This is a genomic window from Pantoea sp. ICBG 985, assembly GCF_002928365.1.
GTDB classification, from domain to species: Bacteria; Pseudomonadota; Gammaproteobacteria; order Enterobacterales; family Enterobacteriaceae; genus Pantoea; species Pantoea dispersa.
In genome coordinates this window covers 408421-428294 of sequence record NZ_POWM01000002.1, presented here as the reverse complement: position 1 = coordinate 428294, position 19874 = coordinate 408421, and the positions used below count along the sequence as shown (strand labels likewise).

Sequence of the window (19874 nt, the reverse complement as noted above, 5' to 3'; positions counted from 1 at the left end):
AGCGGACAAAACTCGTTTCGGGCGTGATGATAAGCAGTTCATTTGTTTCATCCTTTCTTCTTTTGAAATTTTCATCATAAAAGCACTGAAATGATTGTTTTAAAATCGGCAAATAACAAAACTTTGACACGCATCTAACATCTCAAAGGAAATGCGTTTAAAGTGAGATCTTGCTGGCAGTTTGAAATCTGCCCATTCAAGGCAGAAAAGCAGCAATCCGCTGCTTTTACGCGCACTTAAACCAGAAGTGTGCGATCGGGCTTTGACAACGGGGATCGGCATCGCTAATATTCGCCTCGTTCCAACGATTCCTCTGTAGTTCAGTCGGTAGAACGGCGGACTGTTAATCCGTATGTCACTGGTTCGAGTCCAGTCAGAGGAGCCAGATTTAAAGAAGCCCGCTCAGGGAAACCTGAGCGGGCTTTTTGTCTTCTGCGTCCCCCCTTCTCCACACCACCATCCTGCCATGGCTTGCTGGCTGACCAGCGCTGTATTCGCCCTGTCCTCAGTCGCAGGCATGTGCTCCCCGGGGATGCTCCGCAAAAACTCTGTGCCGCTTACGGAATTTAATGACCATTTTTTGTTCTGGCACCAGGCAGTGAGGCGGTAAAACCCGCAGCATGGGCAAATCTGCGCATTCATGTGTGTTTCAACAGGGACAAACACCAGCAAGGGAGCACTTTCTATGAGTAATGCTGTATTTCCAGCAACGGTTTTCAACACCCAGCGGCGTTTTAATGATTACTCTTCTGACGACATGCGTTATGGGGATATCCCGGAAGAGAGGCTGAAAAGAGAGTTTGGACTGGTCAACATATCAAACGTGGTGGATCCTTACACCCTGACCCGATTGACTGCCTTTGATACTCCGCAATCGAGGTTCGCAGGGGCATACAATGGCATACACCGTGGTGGCAAACTCAGCGTTGAACAATGTGCGCAACTGCTGTTTGAAGAGATGCAGGTAACCTCTCTGCCTTACTCTTTCATCGGTCCGCACAGATATCTTATCAATCAAATGCTGAGGCATTTTCAGCTTTCACGCGGTTCAGCATTCTATAACGCTCAACTTAATTTAGCGTACCGTGATAAGTTACATTCTGATTATGATGCCAGAAAAACAACGTCGATCATGCGTGAGACCATTGGGTTATTTATTGACTATAACAGCATGGGATTTCCTCAGGAAAAATTAGAGCAATTAACTTCAGCCATTAAATTGTCAATTCTACCGAAATTTGACTCGATGCTACTTGATAAAATCAATGGCATGGGGATTACTGTGCATGATGTCCATGCAACGAAAATAGAAATTATCCGTCTTAATGTTAACAACACTGGATGGTATGCGAGTATCAAATTTTCCGGGCAGGATCATTTTGGGCTTGACGCCCGTGATATAGGTAAGCAAAAATTCAGCCAGTTCCAGTTTTTCAAAATCTGGTTTGTGTTGCAACATTTTGACAGATTCGGCTTCCGTCCATTTCTGACTAACATGGAAGCGGTGATCGATATCGAGGGAAAGCGATGATGCGTAAGTTAGTTATTCCAGCCCTGGTGATAGCTTTATGCAGCCTCATTTATTTTTTTTTCGGAAATGATAAAGTTTCTGTTATTTATGCTCATTATGATGGCAACACAGCACAGATTATTGTTAATAATTTACCTTCCTCTGAATCCAGGAAAATTGATTGGTGGACAAATAATCGTGAAAAAATACTGGATAAATATAACATTCCATCTGGAAATAACACGCCATTCCTGATTGCTATTTATGCTTTGGGAAAAGGCTATCAAGCGCAAGGTAACGAAGACAGGCTTTGCTTCTCTGATATGAAACCGCCAAAAAATTGTATCGACAAAAATATTCTTATGATGATTTGGCGTACCCGCGAAGGCGGCGTTAAATATCAATTTTAATATCCGGCCAGATTTAAAGAATCCCGCTCAGGGAAACCTGAGCGGGCTTTTTGTTTGTCGGTGGTCGGCGGGAAGATGAAGGGAGATACGCGCCTTCAAGAAAAACCCGCCAGACTGATGGCAGCTAATCGCGCAGTTAAAGTGTCTTACCCAGGCAAATGGCCTCTTCCCGGCCGCGGTAAGGCCCGTAATTTTCAATTTGCCGGTAACCCTGCTTCAGATAAAAATCCACGGCACGCTGATTAACATGCCGCGTTTCCAGCCACAGTTCACGATATCCCAGAGTTTTTGCCGCGGTTTCCAGAAACGCCAGCAAAGCGCGTCCGATGCCCGGTAAACTGCGGTCTGAGAACATTCTTTTCAGTTCGGCGATCCCGGGTGCCAAAGGCCGTAATGCGCCGCAGCCGACGGCACTGCCCTGCGCATCTCTGGCGATCACCCACAATGCGCCTTCACCCTGGAGGGTGTCCACGCTGGCGCGGCTGTTCCCGCCATCGCCAGTAATAGCCGCAAGCTCGGCGGAGAGTTTTTCAATCAGCCACTGTGATTCCGCCGAGCGCGGGTCTGCATGTTCAATCTTTACCATCGTGATACCTGTATAGCAGGAGGCTGCTGGGCCGTTAGTGGGTTGACATATCTTGTGCTGCGGGCCAGTCAGGCCACCCAGGCTTTTATACGCGGTGCTTTTCTTCCTTGCCGGCCTGCGCTTCCTCGCTCTCAATCATGGCAAAAAATAACTCCAGTTGACCCAGCATCATTGACGCGGCGACGGATAACTGGCGTTGGGGTGCCACACACAGCGACAGGGTAAAGGGTTTTAATACCGTGTCGATCAACGGAATGAATTTCAGTTCACCGCGACGATATTCGTCCACGATATCCAGCCAGCACATCAGGCTGATCCCGACATCATCACGCACTAACGATCGCAGCATATGAATGTTATTGGTGCGTCCCACTTCCTTCAGGCGTATGCCGGAACTGTTTACCAGCGCGTCCAGTGGATCGGCCAGCATTAACGGCGCAGCGGGCACAATAAACGGCCACGGCTCGCAATGGCTGAAGCGAATAGATTCCAGCGCTGCCAGCGGATGGTGACGGCTTACCACAATTCCCAGACGAAGATCGGCGAAGGATTTCACCAGCAGTTCACGCGAGCTTTGCGGATTTAGCATGATGCCAAAATCCGCATCGCCGGCGGTCAGCGCATTGGCGATATGGATGTTACTCATGGTAGTGAGGGTAAACGAAATGCCGGGATAATCTTCACGTATGCGCTGCAGGATGGATGAGAAGAAGCCACGATTTATGGCATCAATGGTGGCGATATGCACATGGCCATGTCGCAAACCACGCAGATCCTCTAATTGCGTACAAACCCGGCCAAAATCACGTTGCCAGTTTTTAGCCGCATTAAACAGGATCTCCCCCGCTGCCGTCATACATAAACCTGATGGATGACGTTCAAACAACGGCATATCCAGCTGTTCTTCCACACGTAAAATCTGCCGGTCAATTGAAGAGGCTGAGACGTGTAACACCTCGGAAGCCTTACGGAGCGAACCCTGACGGGCCACTTCGGTGAAATAAATCAGAAAACGGGAGAAGGCAAACATAGTGGGTGCTCTCTTTTTTGCAACGCATCATGCGAATTAAACAGATGGACGCTTACACAACGGCAAAATAATAATCGCCTCCATGATAAAGACAAGGGCATGCGCGGCATTAACGCTGATGACAGCCCTGTAAAGACAGGCTGATTATGAAATCATCACACCTGGCCGCCACCGTCATCGCAAAGCAGTCCAACGGTGCTGGCAATCTGTTACTGACGCTGGAAAGTGCCAGCGGCCAACCGCTCCCGGCCTTTACACCGGGCGCGCACATTGATGTCCATCTGCCAGCCGGCGGGGTGCGCCAGTACTCCCTGTGTTCGCCAGCCAGTGCGGCTGGCTATGAAATCTGCGTGCGTCTTGATCCCGCCTCGACGGGCGGTTCCCGCTGGTTGCATCAACAGCTGAATGTCGGCGATACCTTAACCCTGTCGGCACCGCGCAACCATTTTCCCCTGCCGGATGCACCGCGCACCTTACTCTTTGCGGCCGGTATTGGCCTCACGCCGCTGCTGGTGATGGCGGAAGCCCTGGCCGCGCGGCAGGCGGCGTTTACGCTGCATCTCTACCTCAAACGTCATGATGAACTGGCGTTTGCACCGCGTCTGGCGCAACTCGGTGATCGTGTCGTTATTCACTACAGCAGCGAAGGTGACAGCCTGCGCACCCGTATACCTGACGATCTGGAAACATCAGCCAATAGCGCGCTGGTAGCCTGCGGCCCGGCTGGCTTTATGCAACATCTGCAGCAGCGGGCGCTGGAACAGGGCTGGCAGCCAGAACAATGGCACAGCGAACGTTTCCATGCTGATGCGGCAATCCCCCCTGCAGGCGACAGCTTCGAGGTGGAGATTGCTTCTTCCGGCGCGCGTTTTCACGTCGGGCAGACGCAAAGCATTGCCGGGGTGCTGGCAGCGGCAGGCATCGACATCGAACTCTCCTGCGAACAGGGCATGTGCGGTGCCTGCATTACCGGGGTGTTAGCGGGTGAACCCGACCACCGTGACGAGGTGTTAAGCCAGAAAGAGCGTGCCGCGAATGACTGCATCGTGCTGTGCTGCTCACGTGCGCAATCTCCGCTGCTGGTGCTGGATTTATGAAAATCTATCCGGGCGCGACCGGCGCACGCTTACCCCGCTGGCTGCTGCCAGACAACTGGCCGATGCAGGGCCATCAGCCGCAGCTGGCGACGTTACATTTTCACCCTGAAGGGCTGAAATTCGCGCCCTGTGAAGGAGCATGTGCCGATTATCTGCCGCTCAATGGCGCGCTGGTGCTTCCCGCACTGATCGAACCGCATGCGCATCTGGATAAAACGTTCACCTTTGAGCGTAGCCCGGCACGCCAGCCCGGTTTACTGGCTGCGATTTCCGCGATGCATCAGGATCGCGTGCACTGGAGCCGTGAGGATTTGCAGCAGCGCGCTGAGCAGGCGTTGCGCTGGGCGGTGGGGAGTGGCGTAGGTGTATTGCGCACCCACGTCGACTGGTTCAGCCCTGAAGCGCCGCTGGCGTGGCAGGTGATCGGTGAGTTACAGCATCCGCTGTGCCGTATTGAACGCGTGGCGCTCGCCCCGCTGAGCTTTTTTGCCCGCCAGGATGATGCGCAGCATATTGCCGCCCAGGTGGCCGTCAGCGGTCCGGGCGCGCTTCTCGGCGGTTTCATCCACAGCAGCAACTGGGATGCAGTCGCCTTCGCCAATCTGCTGCACGCGGCCGAACAGTGGCAGCTCGATATCGACCTGCACATAGATGAAGAGTTGAATGCCGATGCGCAGGGCATGCGCTGGCTGGCGAACTACCTGCAACAACATCCGTTCAGTGGCCAGATTACCTGCAGCCACAGCTGTGCGCTGTCTCAACAGGAAGATGCCCTGCAAATTCTTGACCGGCTGGCCCTGCACCGCGTGACGCTGATCGCCCTGCCCCTGACCAACCTGCTGCTGCAGGACGCGGTGCCTGATCGCACACCGCGTCAGCGCGGATTGACGCTGGTGAAAGAAGCGCAGGCGCGGGGGCTTTCACTGCTGCTGGGCGCTGATAACGTGCAGGACGCTTTCTGCCCCCTCGGCAGTTATGACCCGCTCGATACCCTGTTCAGCGGCGTATTGAGCCTGCAGCTGGGTTCTGCCTTTGATGAAGCCTCTCAGCTCATCTGCCAGCCCGATGCGCTTTATCACAACGATGTGGTGATTTTTCCGTCTGCCGATGCGGCAAGCTGGCCGCTGCGCCAGCGCCAGCGCTATCGGCTCAAACAGGGTGTGCGTTATGGAGACGAAACAGATGACGCTTGATGATGGCGCGGGTAAACCGCTGGCCAAATATGCGGCGTGGCGACGCGTCGGCGACTTTATTTTTCTCTCCGGCATTATTCCGGTGAACCCGCAAACCGCCACCATCGTGCGCGGTTACAGCGATATCCCTGACGCGGCGCAACGGCTGCTGGGACGCAGCGGTGAATTCTCTACCGATTTCAAAGAGGGCCCGATTCTGGCACAGAGCTGGTATGTGCTGGAGAGCATCCGCACCACCGTTGAACGCGCCGGTGGGCAGATGAGCGATGTGTTCAAACTGGTGCAGTATTTCCGCAATCTGGACCATTTCCCGCACTACAGCCGGGTGCGCAGGCAGTTCTTCCCGGATGAACCGCCGGTGTCAACGGTGGTGCAGGTCAGTGAAATGTTGCCCAGCCCGGACGTATTAATCGAAGTTGAAGCCACGGCGTGGTTGCCACAATAACGCGAGGAAACAGTATGTTGCATGGTTATATCCCGGCAAACCGCTTTTTGCCGTATCTGAGCTGGACCGACATTGCCACGCTGGATAATAAAGCCAACACGGTAATCGTTTTGCCGACCGGGGCGATTGAACAGCACGGCCCTCATCTGCCGTGCGCCGTGGACAGCGTGATTTCATCGGGCGTGGTCGGGCATGCGCTGGCACGTTTGCCCGCTGACATCCCCGCGTACGCCATTCCGCCGATCACCTACGGTAAATCCGATGAGCACCTGCATTTTCCCGGCACGTTAACGCTGACCGGCGAAACCTTATTACATACCATTCTGGAGATTGGTGAATCGCTGTATCGCGCCGGTTTTCGCAAGTTTCTCATGGTGAATGGCCATGGCGGCCAACCGCAGCCGCTGCAAATGGCCGCACGCGAACTGCGTCTGCGCCACGGTGACATGATCATCATTATGCAGGACACCTTCAAAGTGCCTAACTGCGCCGAAAGCTTTATGGACGATAAAGAGCGCCAAATGGCGATGCACGCCGGTCACGCGGAAACCGCGCTGATGCTGGCGCTCGCCCCCGATACCGTGCAGATGAGCCAGGCCGTGGCGAATTATCCGCCTGAATTTCCCTGCCCGACGCTCTCCACCAGTAAACCGATGGCGGCATGGGCTTCCTATGATTTCGGCCCCAGCGGCGTGATTGGCGATCCACGGCCTTCCACGCCCGAACAAGGCGCGGCGATTCTGGATTCGCTGGCGGAAAGTTGGGCACAGGTCATCACCGAAGTGCATCAAATGAGCTGGGTGACGCGCGCTGAACCGGCATGGGGCACCGGTCACTGGCAGGGCAAAGTGTTAGACCACAACGACGCAGCATCACTCTTACCACCGCGCTAAACGGGGATCGACGATGAATAAAAAATTGAACATGATTGCGGCACTGTCGCTGGCGCTGTCGGCCCAGAGCATGGCGGCGGAGAAATTCACCTTCATGACCAACTGGTATGCGCAAGCCGAGCATGGCGGTTTTTATCAGGCACTGGCGCAGAATCTGTATAAAGATGCCGGGCTCGACGTCAGCCTGAAAATGGGTGGCCCACAGGTTCACACCATGCAGCTGATGGCGGCAGGCCAGGCGGACTGCATCATCAGCGACAACATGCAGGCACTGGAATCCTGGCAGCAAGGCGTGGAAGCCATGCCCGTTGCCACCACGTTCCAGCACTCGGCGATTGCTTTTCTCACCCATCCTGATGTGAAAGATAAAGCCGATCTGCAAGGCAAAACCTTCCTGCTGGCGGCGGAAGCTTACACCTCCTACTGGCCGTGGGCCCAAAGTGCGCTCGGCCTGAAAAATGCGCGCGTGCGCCCTTACACGTTCAGCATCCAGCCATTCCTGGCAGATAAGACGCTGGTGCAGCAGGGTTATATCACCTCGGAACCTTTTGCGGTGCAGAAAGCCCATGCGCAAGCCAATGTCTACCCGATCAGCGAATGGGGCTATCCGCCTTACGGCAACAGTATTGTGTGCATGAAATCGACCATTGAAAAACGTCCGCAAGCGGTGGCCGCGTTCGTCAAAGCCTCAATGCAGGGCTGGAAAAACTATCTGCAGGATCCGCGCGCTGGCAATGCGCTGATCCGCAAAGAGAATCCGCAGATGAGCGAGGAGCAGATCGCCTTCGGCATTGCCCAGATGAAGAAATACCAGATGCTGACGGGCGGTGATGCGCAAACGGCGGGTATCGGTATCATTACCGAGCCACGGCTCAAACAGACATGGCAACTGCTGGTGGACAACAAGCTGATCGATCCGGCCAAAGTGCCGTTTGCAGGTAGCTACACGCTGCAGTTCATCAAAGACGTTAAGGTCATGCCATGAACACCGCCAGCAACATAACGCCGATCAATCCGGATAGCCAGCCGCGGCCTGTAGCGCCGCCGGCGATTGAGGTGCTTTCTGCGGAGAAAATCTATCCCAACGGGACGCGGGCGCTGCTGCCGGTCGAACTGACGGTGCGTCAGGGCGAATTTGTCTCACTGCTCGGTCCCTCCGGCTGTGGCAAAAGTACGCTGCTGAAAATGATTGCCGGCTTAATTGAACCCAGCGATGGCAAACTGATGTTGTTCCGCCGCGATCGCCGGGAGAATCAACGTGACCTGCCGCTTTCCTTTGTGTTTCAGGAAGCGACACTGATGCCGTGGAGCAGCGTGCACAAGAATGTCCGCCTGCCGCTGGATCTGGCGGGCGTTCCGCGCGCCGAAGCCGATACCCGCGTGCGCGAGATTCTGGAACTGGTTGGCCTGGGCCAGTTTGGTCACGTATTACCGCGCGAGCTTTCCGGTGGCATGCAGATGCGGGTGTCGATTGCTCGCGGTTTAGTGACGCGTCCCAGGGTGCTGTTGATGGATGAACCGTTCGGCGCCCTGGACGAAATCACCCGCAACAAACTGGACAGCGACCTGCTGGAGCTGTGGCAGGAACAGAAGCTGACGGTCGTGTTTGTTACCCACTCCATTCAGGAAGCCGTATTCCTGTCGCAGCGGGTGATCATGATGGCCGCACGACCGGGCCGCGTGGTGGATGATATCCGCATTGACACCAGCCAGCCGCGTGATGATGCGTTTCGTGTCAGCCAGCCGTTTACCCATTATGCGCAGTTGCTGCAGCGCGGCCTGCTGGCAGCCAGTCAGGAGAGCCAGTCATGAAACCGCTCGCAGCAAACCGTAGATTTCAACAGTGGCTGTTTCCAGCGGTGGTGGCCGTCGCCATGCTGCTGTTGTGGCAGTTTCTGGTTACCGCGTTTAAGGTCCCGGCGTTTCTGGTGCCTTCGCCGGTGGTGGTGGCACAAAGCCTGGCGCAAAACTTTCCTGCCTTGTTTATGTCGCTGCTTTACACCCTGAAAATCACGCTGATCTCGTTTGCGCTGGCAACGGTGATCGGTTCCCTGATTGCCTTTTTGCTGGTGCAAAATCGGTTTATCGAGACGGCGTTATTTCCTTACATCGTCTTTCTGCAAGTCACGCCGATCGTGGCCATTGCACCGCTGATCATTATCTGGGTGAAAGACACCACCGCATCGCTGGTGGTGTGCGCCACCCTGATGGCGGTGTTCCCGATCATCTCCAGCACCACCCAGGGTTTACGCAGCGTGTCGCCGGGTCTGCTGAGCTACTTCAGGCTGAACCATGCCTCGCGGCTGCAAATTTTACTCCGCCTGCGCATTCCATCTGCATTGCCCTACTTCTTTGGCGCGCTGCGTATTTCCAGCGGTTTGTCACTGATTGGTGCCGTGGTGGCGGAGTTTGTGGCGGGCACCGGCGGCACGGATACCGGGCTGGCCTACCAGATTTTACAGGCTGGCTATCAACTCAATATCCCGCTGATGTTTGCCGCATTGTTACTGATTTCTCTGGCCGGCTTTCTGCTGTTTGCCCTGATGTCGTGGCTGACGCGCCGCGTATTAGCCGCCTGGCACGAGAGTGAGTTAAGCCCGAATTAATGCCAAACGGGCGGAAAACCTCCGCCCTGCGCCCCCTACGAACAGGAGCATTACATGTCTGAACCCGATCGCCAGTCTGCCCTGGCGGCGCTGGTCGCGGCGTTGCCGGAACTGGAGTGGATTAAAGAAGCGCCGAAAGTGAAACGTCTGTCACGCGACTTTCACTGGTTCAGCCCGGTGCTGAAATCCCAGCTGGAAGAGAAATTTGCCGAGCTGGCCGTGCGTCCTCGCGATGAAAACGAGCTGCTGGCGGTGGTGGCCGCCTGTGCAAAAGCCCGTGTGCCACTGAACCTTCGCGGTGGCGGTACCGGCAACTATGGCCAGCTGATTCCGCTCAATGGCGGTGTGATAGTCGACATGACACGCCTGAACAGCGTCACCGCGCTGGGCACCGGTACGGTGCGCGCGCAGGCGGGTATTCGATTAGGCGATCTCGAAGCCCACACGCGCCCGCACGGCTGGGAGTTACGTTGCATGCCCTCAACCTGGAAACTTGCCACACTTGGCGGGCTGTTTGGCGGCGGTTTTGGCGGGGTGGGATCGATTAACTACGGTCCACTGGCCGCGCCAGGCAACGTGCTGTCGATTCGGATGATGACCATGGAAGAGACGCCGCGCATCATCACTTTACAGGCACCGGATGCGCTGCTATTGCATCATGCCTATGGCAGCAATGGCATCGTGCTGGAGATCGAACTTGCGCTGGCGCCCTGCCATGACTGGATCGAACGTCTGGATACCTTTGCCGATTTTCCCTCCGCGATGGCTTATGCCGATGCGCTGGCGCGGTCGCCGGGCATCGTTAAACGCCAGATTGCCGTGTTTGCCGCACCGGTACTGGATTATTTCAGCGATTTAGCGGATGCGCAGGTTAAGGGGCAACACGGTGTCATTTCGGTAACAGGAAGCGAGAGTGATGGTCTGCTGCCCGCCCTTGTGGCGCAACACCATGGCCATAATGCATTGCACTTTGCCGAAGGTGAAAATAGCGGCCACTCCCTGATTGAATATTGCTGGAACCACACGACCTTGCAGGCATTGAAGATCGACAAGACCCTGACCTATCTGCAAACCGCGTATTCCCCGGATAATTATTATCAACAGGCACTGGCGATGGAAGCCGAATTATCGGATGAGGTGATGTCACATATTGAATTTCTGCGCGACATGAACGGTGCGCTCACCTGTAGCGGCCTGCCATTAATCCGTTACAGCAGCCCGGAACGGCTCAACGCCATTATGGATATTTATCGTAGCCATAATGTGAAAATAAATAATCCGCATGTCATTCATATTGAGGATGGCAAACAAGGTATGGTGCGGCCTGATGTGGTTGCCCTAAAATCCGCCTGCGATCCTTACAACTTATTAAACCCCGGCAAGCTACGTGGCTGGGAAGTACGTGAAACCTTGCCGGCGGTACATATTCCCGGCGTTAATTGATCATCACTTTTTATTTACGGCATAACTCACCGCCGGGTGATCCTCTCACCCGGCTGGCATCGTTACGCTTTCCTCATCGGGTGTGTTTATTCAGGGATCATGCAATGAGAGCACTAAAACGTGTCGGTTTACTTGCGCTGTTTTTCCCCTTCGCGCCAGCAACACTGGCTGCGACACAAAGTAATATCAGCGACTGTCATTACGATGCCAGCGGTGTAGACAGCTTCAGCGATATATTCACCTGCGGTACCGTTAGCGGCAGTTTACGTACGCTCTACTACTCCACGCACAATGCCTATTTTTCCAAAGGCTTTAATCAGGACACCACCAGTTACGGCGGCAGTGTGAAATATGAAACGGCTCCCGCGTATGGTTTTCGTGCTGGCGTGAGCGCCATCTTTTTGCGGGGGATTGATCACCCGGATGAAGCGCATACCATCAGCGACATTGGTGATAATCAGACCAATATCGGGGAAGCTTATTTAAGCTGGCAACAGGATGATTTTAAAATTACTGCCGGCGATCAACGCATTAACATTCCCTTCGTCGGTGACTATGACTGGCGTATTACACCGATACTCTTCAGGGGCGTTGATGCCAATTATGGCGACAGCACCCAGTATTTACATGCGACCAAAGTCTGGCGCTACAAGCCCTGGGGCGACGATCAGTTCCTGGATACCACGGCCTATTCGGATATCGATGAGCGCACTAACGGCATGTGGGCGATTGGTGGCGGACAGGGCACGCAGTGGGGTAACAAAAAACTTACCGGACAAGTGTGGTATCAGGAATATGCTGATTATTCCCGCGTTGTCTATGGCGAAAGTCATGTGCAGTGGCAGGATACATTGTTGCAGCCGGATGTGGCTCTGCAGTTTATTCGCGGTACCAGCTTAGGGAAAGCGCTGGCCGGAGAGGTCAATAGCACCTCTTACGGTGCTCAGCTCGCGCTGAGTTTCACTCCTGCACTGAACTGGAAATTGGGCTACGACCATATTGCTGCCAGCCCCAATAGCTGGGGTAACGGTTCACTGGTGGTGCCTTATGCCCACAACAGTTCATCGGGTCCCTATTTCGCCCAGCCGTTTTTCACCAGTACCCAGGATCTTGGCAGTGGCAATGCATATATGACCAACCTGAACTACGTGCTTAATGAGCATCTTTCTCTGGGTACACAATATTCGTTTATGGATTTAAAACCCTCGGCACAGTCTGCCAGCATTAATCAGTCGGAATATCTGGTGTATTTCACCTGGGCGTTCAGCGGTGTATTAAAAGGATTAAGCGTGACCGATTTTGCCGGCGTGCAGACATCGCCTCTGTACGATTCACATTTCTGGCAGAATCGTTTGAGTTTGCAATACGACTTTTAATCATTCATTCCATCAGAATTAACTGTCTTTACCTGCTGCCCAGGATGGATGAATTGCTGATTAACCCATAGGCCCCTTTAACAGGGGCCTGTTGAGTTTTTGTACAATATTCACCGCCAGCGCCTGATGCGAAGCATTTGTCTGCAGGAGAGCGTACTGGCGCAGACGTTTTTCTCAGTGCCGCCTGTCAATGCGCTGCACCAGCCGATCGCCGAGCCACTGGATACCGCACACCAGCACGATCAGTACGGCGATCACCGCCACCATCACCGCAGTGTCAAAACGCTGATAACCGTAGCGAATCGCCAGATCGCCCAGGCCGCCCGCCCCGATGGCACCCGCCATTGCCGAGGCGCCGATCAGCGCCACCAGCGTGACGACAAAACCGGAAAGAATGCCCGGCAGCGCTTCAGGAATCAGCACCTCCCAGACAATACGTAATTTGCTGGCACCCATGGCACGCACCGCATCAATCAGCCCGCGATCGACATCGCGCAGTGAAACTTCCGCTACCCGGGCAAAATACGGCGTGGCGGTGATCGATAACGGTACAATTGCGGCCCAGGTGCCCAGAGAGGTGCCGACCAGCAGACGGGTAAAGGGAATCAGCGCCACCAGCAGAATAATGAACGGCAGCGAGCGAAAGCCGTTGATCACTACGCCCAGCAGACGATTGATGCTCCGGTTTTCAGCAATGCCGCCGGGGCTGGTGGTCACCAGAATCAGTCCCAGCGGTAATCCGGCCAGCAGCGAAAACAGGCCGGCCACCGCCGTCATCAGCAGCGTTTCACCCAACGCATTGAGCAGTAAATCAATCATCACTGGCGACATAACCGACCAACTCCACCTGTGCCTGCTGCGTACGCAGCCAGCTGAGAACCTGATACTCATCGGCAGCGTTGGCGGCCGGGAGCGCAATAAAGAAACGCACTACCGCGTAGTGCTGAATGTGGTCGATGCCCCCCTGCAGCAGGCGAAATTTACCCGGCAGAGCGCTGGCAAACTGCGTCAGCAAATCCCCCTGCGCCGCCACACCAGCAAAGTGAACGCTATAGATCGCCTCACCTTCACGCTGTTCGCTGAGCCGCGCTGCGAGATTCTCCGGCAGCTGCGGCAGCAGCCCGCGCAGCAGCGTGCGCGTCAGCGCGGATTGCGGATGGGCGAACACCTGCCACACCGGGCCCTGCTCGACAATCTCCCCGGCGTCGATGACGGCCACGCGATGCGCCACGGATTTGATCACCTCCATCTCATGCGTGATCAGCAGAATGGTGATACCAAGCTGCTGATTGAGCGATTTCAGCAGCGCGAGAATCGAGCGGGTGGTTTCCGGATCGAGCGCCGACGTGGCTTCGTCACACAGCAGCAGCGCCGGGCTGGCGGCCAGCGCGCGGGCAATACCGACGCGCTGTTTTTGTCCACCGGAGAGCGCCGCCGGATAGTGTCCGGCCTTATCGCTCAATCCTACCAGCGCCAGCAGTTCCGCTACGCGCTGGTTGCGCTGTGCCTTTTCCATGCCAGCTATTTTCAGCGGCAGCGCCACATTCTGCGCCACGGTTTTTGCCGACAGCAGATTGAAGTGCTGAAACACCATGCCGACGCGACTGCGCACCGCCTGCAGCTGCTGTTCCGAGAGACCGGTAATACCCCGCCCTTCAATCTCGATTACGCCTTCGTCGGGCTGCTCCAGCCCGTTGAGACAGCGAATCAGCGTCGATTTTCCGGCGCCGCTGCGCCCGATCAGGCCAAGGATTTCGCCTTTTTGCACCGTCAGTGAGACATTGCGCAGCGCCTGTGTCTGACCGAAACGGCGCGACACGCCCTGTAAACGCACCACGTTGCTGTGCTGCGCCACGCGATCGCGTACTGTTGCCTCATCGATCACGCCGCGCGCCACGGCGGTCAGGGGCACGGTGGCCTCGGAAAATAGCGTCATGGATGGGTTCCTTACCAGGCGGTTTCGCCCGTGCCTTTGTAGACCTTGTCAAACACCGTTTTGACGGCATCGTTCTGGTACGATGCCACCAGGGTTTTCACCCACGGGGCGCTGGCGTTCTCTTTTTTCACCGCGATAAAGTTGTTGTACGGATTGTCTTTTACCGGCTCCTGCGCGATACGATCCGACGCGGTCAGGCCGCTTTTCAGCGCCCAGTCGGTATTGACCACTGCTGCATCAAGATCCGGCACCGAGCGACCAATGATGCCGGAATCCAGCTCTTTGATTTTCAGGTGGTGGGGATTGTCAGTGATGTCGGCCGTGGTCGCGGCAATGCCGGCGCCCGGTTTGAGTTTGATCAGCCCTTGCTGCTGCAGCAGCACCAGACCGCGCGCCTCGTTCGACGGATCGTTAGGCACGCCGATTACCGCTCCGTCTTTCAGAGCGGCGGCACTTTTCACTTTCTTCGAATAGAGACCGATCGGCCAGACGGCGGTATCGCCGACGCGCACGATATCGTAATGATTGACCTTGATTTGATTATTCAGGAACGGCTGATGCTGGAAGGCATTGGCATCCACTTCACCATTCTGTAACGCTTCGTTGGGCTGATTATAATCATTGAAAATCACGGTCTTCACCGTCAGCCCTTTCGCGGCGGCCTGCTTGATCACTTCACGCCAGACGTCTTCGTCCTCGCCGCTCATGATACCGACCTTCACCGCGGTTTTATCCGCCGCCTGCGCCAAAGAAAACGGCGCGACCACGCTGCCGGCAACCAGTAACGCGCCGACGGTTAACAACAATTTCTTTTGGGCTGATGCGAAGCGTGTGTGCATAAATTATTTCCTGAGTGTTATTATTACGCGAGTCAAAATAAGCTGCCGTGATCGACAGATACGCGCAGTATACGCAGTTGCTTATTCCATCATTATGATTTATCCGGGAATGCTATTCCTGAAATGAATAAAGCCATGCCGCCGCTCGTCGCGCCAAAAGGCCCCGGGCGGCTGTGCTACCATGCCTGTTTGATTGACCGTTATTGAGCGCTATGTCGGATACCACACCCAAACGTAAAAATGACCCGGAAGGGTTGAAAAAACGCATCCTCGCGGGTGCGCTGCAAACCTTCGCCGAATACGGTATGCAGGGCGCACGAATGGAGCAGATTGCTGAACTGGCACAGACCACCAAGCGCATGGTGGTGTATCACTTCATCAACAAAGAGAAGCTGTATATTGAGGTGCTGGAGCAGGTGTATCAGGCGATCCGCCAGCATGAAACCGGCCTGAATCTTACTACGCTGGAGCCGGAAGAGGCGATGATAAAACTGGTGGAAGCCAGTTTTGACTATCACGTCACGCATCCCGATTTTATGCGCCTGGTGTGTACAGAAAACCTGCTGCGCGGGCGTTACATCATGCAGTCTGAGCGCATCAAAGCGATGAACAAAAGTACCCTCGATTTGCTGGATGACATCCTGTCCCGCGGCCAGCGTCAGGGCATCTTTATCGACGGCCTGGATACCGTGGACGTACACCGCCTGCTCAGCAGTATTTGTGTGCATCACGTCTCCAACCGCTACACCTTCCACACCCTGTTTACCCCCCACGACAGTGAAGAGGACAGTATTCGCCGCAACCGTCAGCTGGCGGTGACGGCCACGCTGCGCTATATCCGCAAAGCCCCGTAATCTGCGGGTTCGCTGTGATGGTCTACGCTTGATCAAATAACCGGGACCGTGACAGACCTCAGATTAAGGAACGCTGTAGTGAAGAAAGATGCTCTCCTCTATCCGTTACGCAACACGCAACATACCGATAACACGCCTGCGCTCTGGAACTGGGCGCAGAATTCGGTAGTTGGCCAGCGCCAGCAGTTGCATCAGCCGCGCAGTGAAGCTGAGTTGCAACAGCTGTTGCGTGACTCGCACGGCAAAGTGCGCGTGCTCGGCAGCCGTTTGTCGCCCGGTCGCATGCTGTGCGTACAGCCGCAGGACGTACTGCTGGATCTCAGTGCGCTGCACGGCATCCTCGCTCAGGATGAAGAGAGCGTCACGTTTGCCGCGGGCACGCCGCTGCAGCAGGTGTATGACAGCCTGACAAAGATGGATCGCATGCTCGCCTCCTCGCCCGGCGTGATAGCGGTGCAGACGCTGGCCGGCGCGCTGGCAACCGGCACCCACGGTCAGGGTCTGGCACAGAGTTCGCTGGCGGACGAAGCGCTGCATATCCGCATGGTGCTGGCCGATGGCAGCGTGCGCGAGTTTCAGCGCGGTGACGCCGATTTCCCGGCGGCGATGGTGTCACTTGGCGTGCTCGGCATCGTCACCGCCATTACGTTGCGCACTCAGCCATTTCGCCTGTTTACCTGCCATAAATTCGCCGCGTCTGCCGATTCACTGGAGCAGGATTTGCTGACGTGGAATGAGCAGCACGAACTCAGCAAAGCCTGGTGGTTTGTCGATGACAACCTGATGCATGTCTGGAACGCCGATGTCGCCAGTGCCGAGGACAGCCAGGCGTGGTACGACCATCAGCGCGAAGTGATTGAGCACGGCGATCAGGCCGACAGCAGCCTCAACGACACCATTGATCAGACGCTGGAACACATGCATCGCGACACGCAGATTCACGGCAAAGGCGGCAAACAGTTCCGTACCGTCACCCGCTTCCGTGATTTCACCGACATCAGCGGCGATATCTACCAGCTGTTTTGTCGTGGCATCGCCGTACCGCAAATCAACGTTGAGATTGGCGTGCCGCTGGCCAAAACGCCGGAAATTATCAGCAAGATCAAAGCCTGGTACGCACAGAATCGTCCGCACATGCACTATCCCATCATCCTGCGCTGCACCGGCGCTTCACAGGCGTGGATGAGCCCGGCGCATCAGCAACCGACCTGCTTTTTTGGTTTCGTGGTGTATTACGCGGATGACGGCTCGCTGTCGCAGGACGGACTGCATTTCCTCACCGAAGTGGAAAAACTGCTGGCGGCGGAAGGCGGACGTCCGCACTGGGGTAAATATTACGATCCGCAGCGCTATCAGTGGCGCGCCATCTATCCGCAGTGGGATGCGTTTCGTGCAGTGCGTGAACAGCTGGATCCGACGCACCGCTTTAGCAATGACTATATCACGGCTTTGTTTGATTGAGTTTGATGGGGAGAAGCTATGTACGCCTGGGTAACGCTGTTAACGCAGCCGGAATATTATGTCGGGGTGAAAGCGCTGCATCGCTCACTCAAACGCAGCGAAACGCGCTGGCCGCTGATTGTGATGGTCACCGATGCCATCGACCTGAGCATGCGCGAAGCATTACAGGCGCTGGGCTGCGTGATCCATCCGGTCCAGCCGCTGATGCCGGACGCCGCGCTGGAGCAGCATTATGCCTCGGCACAGTTTGGTGAAGTATGGAGCAAGCTGCGCGCCTGGGAGCTGACCGGCTGCGAGCGCGTGGTGTTTCTTGATGCCGATATGCTGGTGCTGCGCAACATGGATGAGCTGTTTACGCTTGACCTCGGCAAGCATGCGCTGGCGGCCTGTCACGCCTGCCGCTGCAACCCGAATCAAATCGCCAGCTATCCCGACAGCTGGCAGCCGGAGCATTGTCACTACACCTGGCAGGCGCGCGGTGAAACGCCTCCCGCCGATCTTGATAACTATCTCAACGGCGGCTTTCTGGTGCTGCAGCCGGATCAGGCGGTTTTCGACTGGCTGCAGCAGAAAGTAGCTGAGATTGACGACCTGCGCCGCTATCCGTTCTCCGAACAGGATTTGCTCAATGAAGTGTTTGCCGGACGCTGGCTGCCGCTGCCGTACATCTACAACGCGCTGAAAACCCTGCCGTTCCAGCACGCCGGCTTATGGCATGACGACGAGGTGAAGAATCTGCACTACATTCTCGCCAAACCGTGGAAGCGCGACCTGAACCAGCCAGAGTCGCAGCGCGACCGTTATTACGCGCTGGATAAGCTGTGGTGGGAGCTGGGCGCGGATTAATGGCTGGTCGCGGCGCGATTTATCGGGCAATAGTTGGTCGCCATGAATGGCGACCCTACAGAATCTAAAACAGGTCAAAGCCTTTGCTGATTTTCGTAGGGTGCGCATTAATGCGCACCTGGTAACGGCGCGATTTATCGCGCAATGATTGGTCGCCATCAATGGCAACCCTGCAGAATCTAATACGCGTCAAAAGACCTTGCCGCATTTCGTAGAGTGCGCATTTATGCGCACCTGGTCGCGGCGCGATTTATCGCGCAATAATTGTGCGCTTCCCTGCGCACTGTGGCTTAACGCCAGCCGAGCTCTGGCGCGACGTGGGTCAGAATGCTGTCGATCACGTGCGCACAATAATCCACGCCAAGCTGATTAGGGATGGTCAGCAACAGGGTATCGGCTTCCGCAATCGCTTCATCCTGTGCCAGTTGTTTAATCAGCTGCTCCGGCTCTGCGGCATAGCTACGCCCAAAGATGGCGCGGGTTTTCTCATCGAGGAACCCGACGGAATCCTGCTCCTGTCCGCCGCGACCGAAGTAAGCGCGATCGGTGTCGTTCATCAGGGCAAAAATACTGCGGCTGACCGACACGCGCGGTGCACGCTGATGCCCTGCCGCCTGCCAGGCTTCTTTATAGGCGCGAATCTGCTTCGCCTGCTGCACATGGAACGGTTCGCCGGTCTCGTCATCCTTCAGCGTCGAACTCTGCAAATTCATCCCCAGCTGGGCTGCCCAGATCGATGTGGCGTTCGAGCCAGAGCCCCACCAGATACGCTCGCGCAGGCCTTCGGAATATGGCTCCAGGCGCAGCAGCCCCGGTGGATTCGGGAACATCGGCTGCGGATTGGGTTTGGCAAACCCTTCGCCACGCAGCACTTCCAGCAGCTCTTCGGTGTGACGACGTCCCATATCCGCATCGGTTTCCCCTTCGCGCGGATTAAAGCCAAAGTAGCGGTAGCCTTCAATCACCTGCTCCGGCGAGCCACGGCTCAGGCCGAGCTGCAAACGGCCGTTGGCGATCAGGTCCGCTGCCCCGGCGTCTTCCGCCATATACAGCGGATTTTCGTAACGCATGTCGATCACACCGGTACCAATCTCGATGCGGCTGGTTTTGGCACCGACCGCCGCCAGCAGCGGAAACGGTGAACTCAGCTGGCGGGCAAAGTGGTGTACGCGGAAATAGGCACCGTCGGCACCCAGTTCTTCGGCGGCGACGGCCAGGTCAATCGACTGCAGCAGCACATCCTGCGCCGAACGGGTGGCCGAGTGTGGTGACGGGGTCCAGTGACCGAAAGATAAAAAGCCAATTTTTTTCATGCTAAATGCTCCTCGCGGGCCAGAACGGCGCCGGCG

20 protein-coding genes and 1 tRNA gene are annotated in these 19874 nt (G+C 55.9%); 15 read left to right on the top strand and 6 right to left on the bottom strand.

Translation table 11 applies throughout. From position 1 onward, the window contains the following. The first annotated feature begins 309 nt into the window (after nucleotides 1–309). From C1Y42_RS07980 to C1Y42_RS07970, 3 genes are all read left to right on the top strand, one after another. Nucleotides 310–385, top strand: a tRNA-Asn gene (locus tag C1Y42_RS07980). Nucleotides 386–685: 300 nt separating this feature from the next. After that, nucleotides 686–1531, top strand: a complete 846-nt coding sequence (locus C1Y42_RS07975) for a DUF3289 family protein (RefSeq protein WP_104093151.1) — start codon at nucleotides 686–688, stop codon at nucleotides 1529–1531. Beyond that, the gene (locus tag C1Y42_RS07970) at nucleotides 1528–1920 is read left to right on the top strand and encodes a DUF943 family protein (protein WP_233210691.1); all 393 of its coding nucleotides are present in this window, start codon (nucleotides 1528–1530) and stop codon (nucleotides 1918–1920) included. Before C1Y42_RS07975 ends, C1Y42_RS07970 begins: the two co-directional genes overlap by 4 nt. 136 nt (nucleotides 1921–2056) lie before the next feature. Here C1Y42_RS07970 and C1Y42_RS07965 read toward each other — a convergent pair whose 3' ends face one another. Both C1Y42_RS07965 and C1Y42_RS07960 read right to left on the bottom strand, forming a co-directional pair. Further along, entirely contained in the window at nucleotides 2057–2506 is a 450-nt protein-coding gene (locus tag C1Y42_RS07965) for a GNAT family N-acetyltransferase (RefSeq protein WP_021509782.1), read from the bottom strand. Between the two features lie 85 nt (nucleotides 2507–2591). Further along, nucleotides 2592–3536 (bottom strand): LysR family transcriptional regulator, encoded by a 945-nt coding sequence (locus C1Y42_RS07960; protein ID WP_021509781.1) that lies wholly within the window; start codon nucleotides 3534–3536, stop codon nucleotides 2592–2594. Between the two features lie 146 nt (nucleotides 3537–3682). On the opposite strand from C1Y42_RS07960, the gene C1Y42_RS07955 reads away from it, so the two are divergent. The 9 genes from C1Y42_RS07955 to C1Y42_RS07915 all read left to right on the top strand — a co-directional run bounded on the left by C1Y42_RS07955 (nucleotide 3683) and on the right by C1Y42_RS07915 (nucleotide 12589). Further along, the gene (locus tag C1Y42_RS07955) at nucleotides 3683–4633 is read left to right on the top strand and encodes a PDR/VanB family oxidoreductase (protein ID WP_199188969.1); all 951 of its coding nucleotides are present in this window, start codon (nucleotides 3683–3685) and stop codon (nucleotides 4631–4633) included. Then, the gene (locus C1Y42_RS07950; RefSeq protein WP_021509779.1) at nucleotides 4630–5826 is read left to right on the top strand and encodes an amidohydrolase family protein; all 1197 of its coding nucleotides are present in this window, start codon (nucleotides 4630–4632) and stop codon (nucleotides 5824–5826) included. The genes C1Y42_RS07955 and C1Y42_RS07950 overlap by 4 nt, the downstream gene beginning before the upstream one ends. Then, the gene (locus C1Y42_RS07945) at nucleotides 5816–6271 is read left to right on the top strand and encodes a RidA family protein (protein ID WP_021509778.1); all 456 of its coding nucleotides are present in this window, start codon (nucleotides 5816–5818) and stop codon (nucleotides 6269–6271) included. The genes C1Y42_RS07950 and C1Y42_RS07945 overlap by 11 nt, the downstream gene beginning before the upstream one ends. A gap of 14 nt (nucleotides 6272–6285) precedes the next feature. Continuing rightward, nucleotides 6286–7164, top strand: coding sequence for a creatininase family protein (locus C1Y42_RS07940; RefSeq protein ID WP_021509777.1), 879 nt, complete (start codon nucleotides 6286–6288; stop codon nucleotides 7162–7164). Nucleotides 7165–7177: 13 nt separating this feature from the next. After that, a complete protein-coding gene (locus C1Y42_RS07935) occupies nucleotides 7178–8149 on the top strand; it encodes an ABC transporter substrate-binding protein (protein ID WP_021509776.1) in 972 nt (323 codons plus the stop codon). Then, nucleotides 8146–8976, top strand: coding sequence for an ABC transporter ATP-binding protein (locus tag C1Y42_RS07930; RefSeq protein ID WP_021509775.1), 831 nt, complete (start codon nucleotides 8146–8148; stop codon nucleotides 8974–8976). Before C1Y42_RS07935 ends, C1Y42_RS07930 begins: the two co-directional genes overlap by 4 nt. Beyond that, on the top strand, nucleotides 8973–9770 hold the full coding sequence (locus C1Y42_RS07925; protein ID WP_021509774.1) for an ABC transporter permease: 798 nt from the start codon (nucleotides 8973–8975) through the stop codon (nucleotides 9768–9770). The genes C1Y42_RS07930 and C1Y42_RS07925 overlap by 4 nt, the downstream gene beginning before the upstream one ends. 54 nt (nucleotides 9771–9824) lie before the next feature. After that, complete coding sequence (locus C1Y42_RS07920; protein ID WP_021509773.1) at nucleotides 9825–11213, top strand: FAD-binding oxidoreductase; 1389 nt, start codon at nucleotides 9825–9827, stop codon at nucleotides 11211–11213. Nucleotides 11214–11317: 104 nt separating this feature from the next. After that, nucleotides 11318–12589, top strand: a complete 1272-nt coding sequence (locus C1Y42_RS07915; protein WP_021509772.1) for a TonB-dependent receptor — start codon at nucleotides 11318–11320, stop codon at nucleotides 12587–12589. 174 nt (nucleotides 12590–12763) lie between these two features. Here the strand turns inward: C1Y42_RS07915 and C1Y42_RS07910 are convergent, their stop codons facing one another. From C1Y42_RS07910 to C1Y42_RS07900, 3 genes are read right to left on the bottom strand one after another with little or no spacing between them, the layout of a single operon-like run. Continuing rightward, nucleotides 12764–13420 (bottom strand): methionine ABC transporter permease, encoded by a 657-nt coding sequence (locus tag C1Y42_RS07910; RefSeq protein ID WP_088518053.1) that lies wholly within the window; start codon nucleotides 13418–13420, stop codon nucleotides 12764–12766. Then, on the bottom strand, nucleotides 13401–14525 hold the full coding sequence (locus C1Y42_RS07905; RefSeq protein WP_104093149.1) for a methionine ABC transporter ATP-binding protein: 1125 nt from the start codon (nucleotides 14523–14525) through the stop codon (nucleotides 13401–13403). The genes C1Y42_RS07910 and C1Y42_RS07905 overlap by 20 nt, the downstream gene beginning before the upstream one ends. Nucleotides 14526–14536: 11 nt before the next feature. Then, nucleotides 14537–15364 (bottom strand): MetQ/NlpA family ABC transporter substrate-binding protein, encoded by an 828-nt coding sequence (locus C1Y42_RS07900; protein ID WP_104093148.1) that lies wholly within the window; start codon nucleotides 15362–15364, stop codon nucleotides 14537–14539. 212 nt (nucleotides 15365–15576) lie between these two features. Here C1Y42_RS07900 and C1Y42_RS07895 point away from each other — a divergent pair, with 212 nt between their 5' ends. From C1Y42_RS07895 to C1Y42_RS07885, 3 genes are all read left to right on the top strand, one after another. Further along, the gene (locus C1Y42_RS07895; RefSeq protein WP_021509768.1) at nucleotides 15577–16218 is read left to right on the top strand and encodes a TetR family transcriptional regulator; all 642 of its coding nucleotides are present in this window, start codon (nucleotides 15577–15579) and stop codon (nucleotides 16216–16218) included. A 78-nt stretch (nucleotides 16219–16296) separates the two neighbouring features. After that, nucleotides 16297–17679 carry a D-arabinono-1,4-lactone oxidase gene (locus C1Y42_RS07890; RefSeq protein ID WP_104093147.1) on the top strand — a complete coding sequence of 461 codons (1383 nt, stop codon included), beginning with the start codon at nucleotides 16297–16299 and terminating at the stop codon, nucleotides 17677–17679. 18 nt (nucleotides 17680–17697) lie between these two features. After that, on the top strand, nucleotides 17698–18525 hold the full coding sequence (locus C1Y42_RS07885; protein WP_104093146.1) for a glycosyltransferase family 8 protein: 828 nt from the start codon (nucleotides 17698–17700) through the stop codon (nucleotides 18523–18525). Between the two features lie 290 nt (nucleotides 18526–18815). Here the strand turns inward: C1Y42_RS07885 and C1Y42_RS07880 are convergent, their stop codons facing one another. Beyond that, complete coding sequence (locus tag C1Y42_RS07880) at nucleotides 18816–19838, bottom strand: LLM class flavin-dependent oxidoreductase (RefSeq protein ID WP_021509376.1); 1023 nt, start codon at nucleotides 19836–19838, stop codon at nucleotides 18816–18818. Nucleotides 19839–19874: the final 36 nt, after the last annotated feature.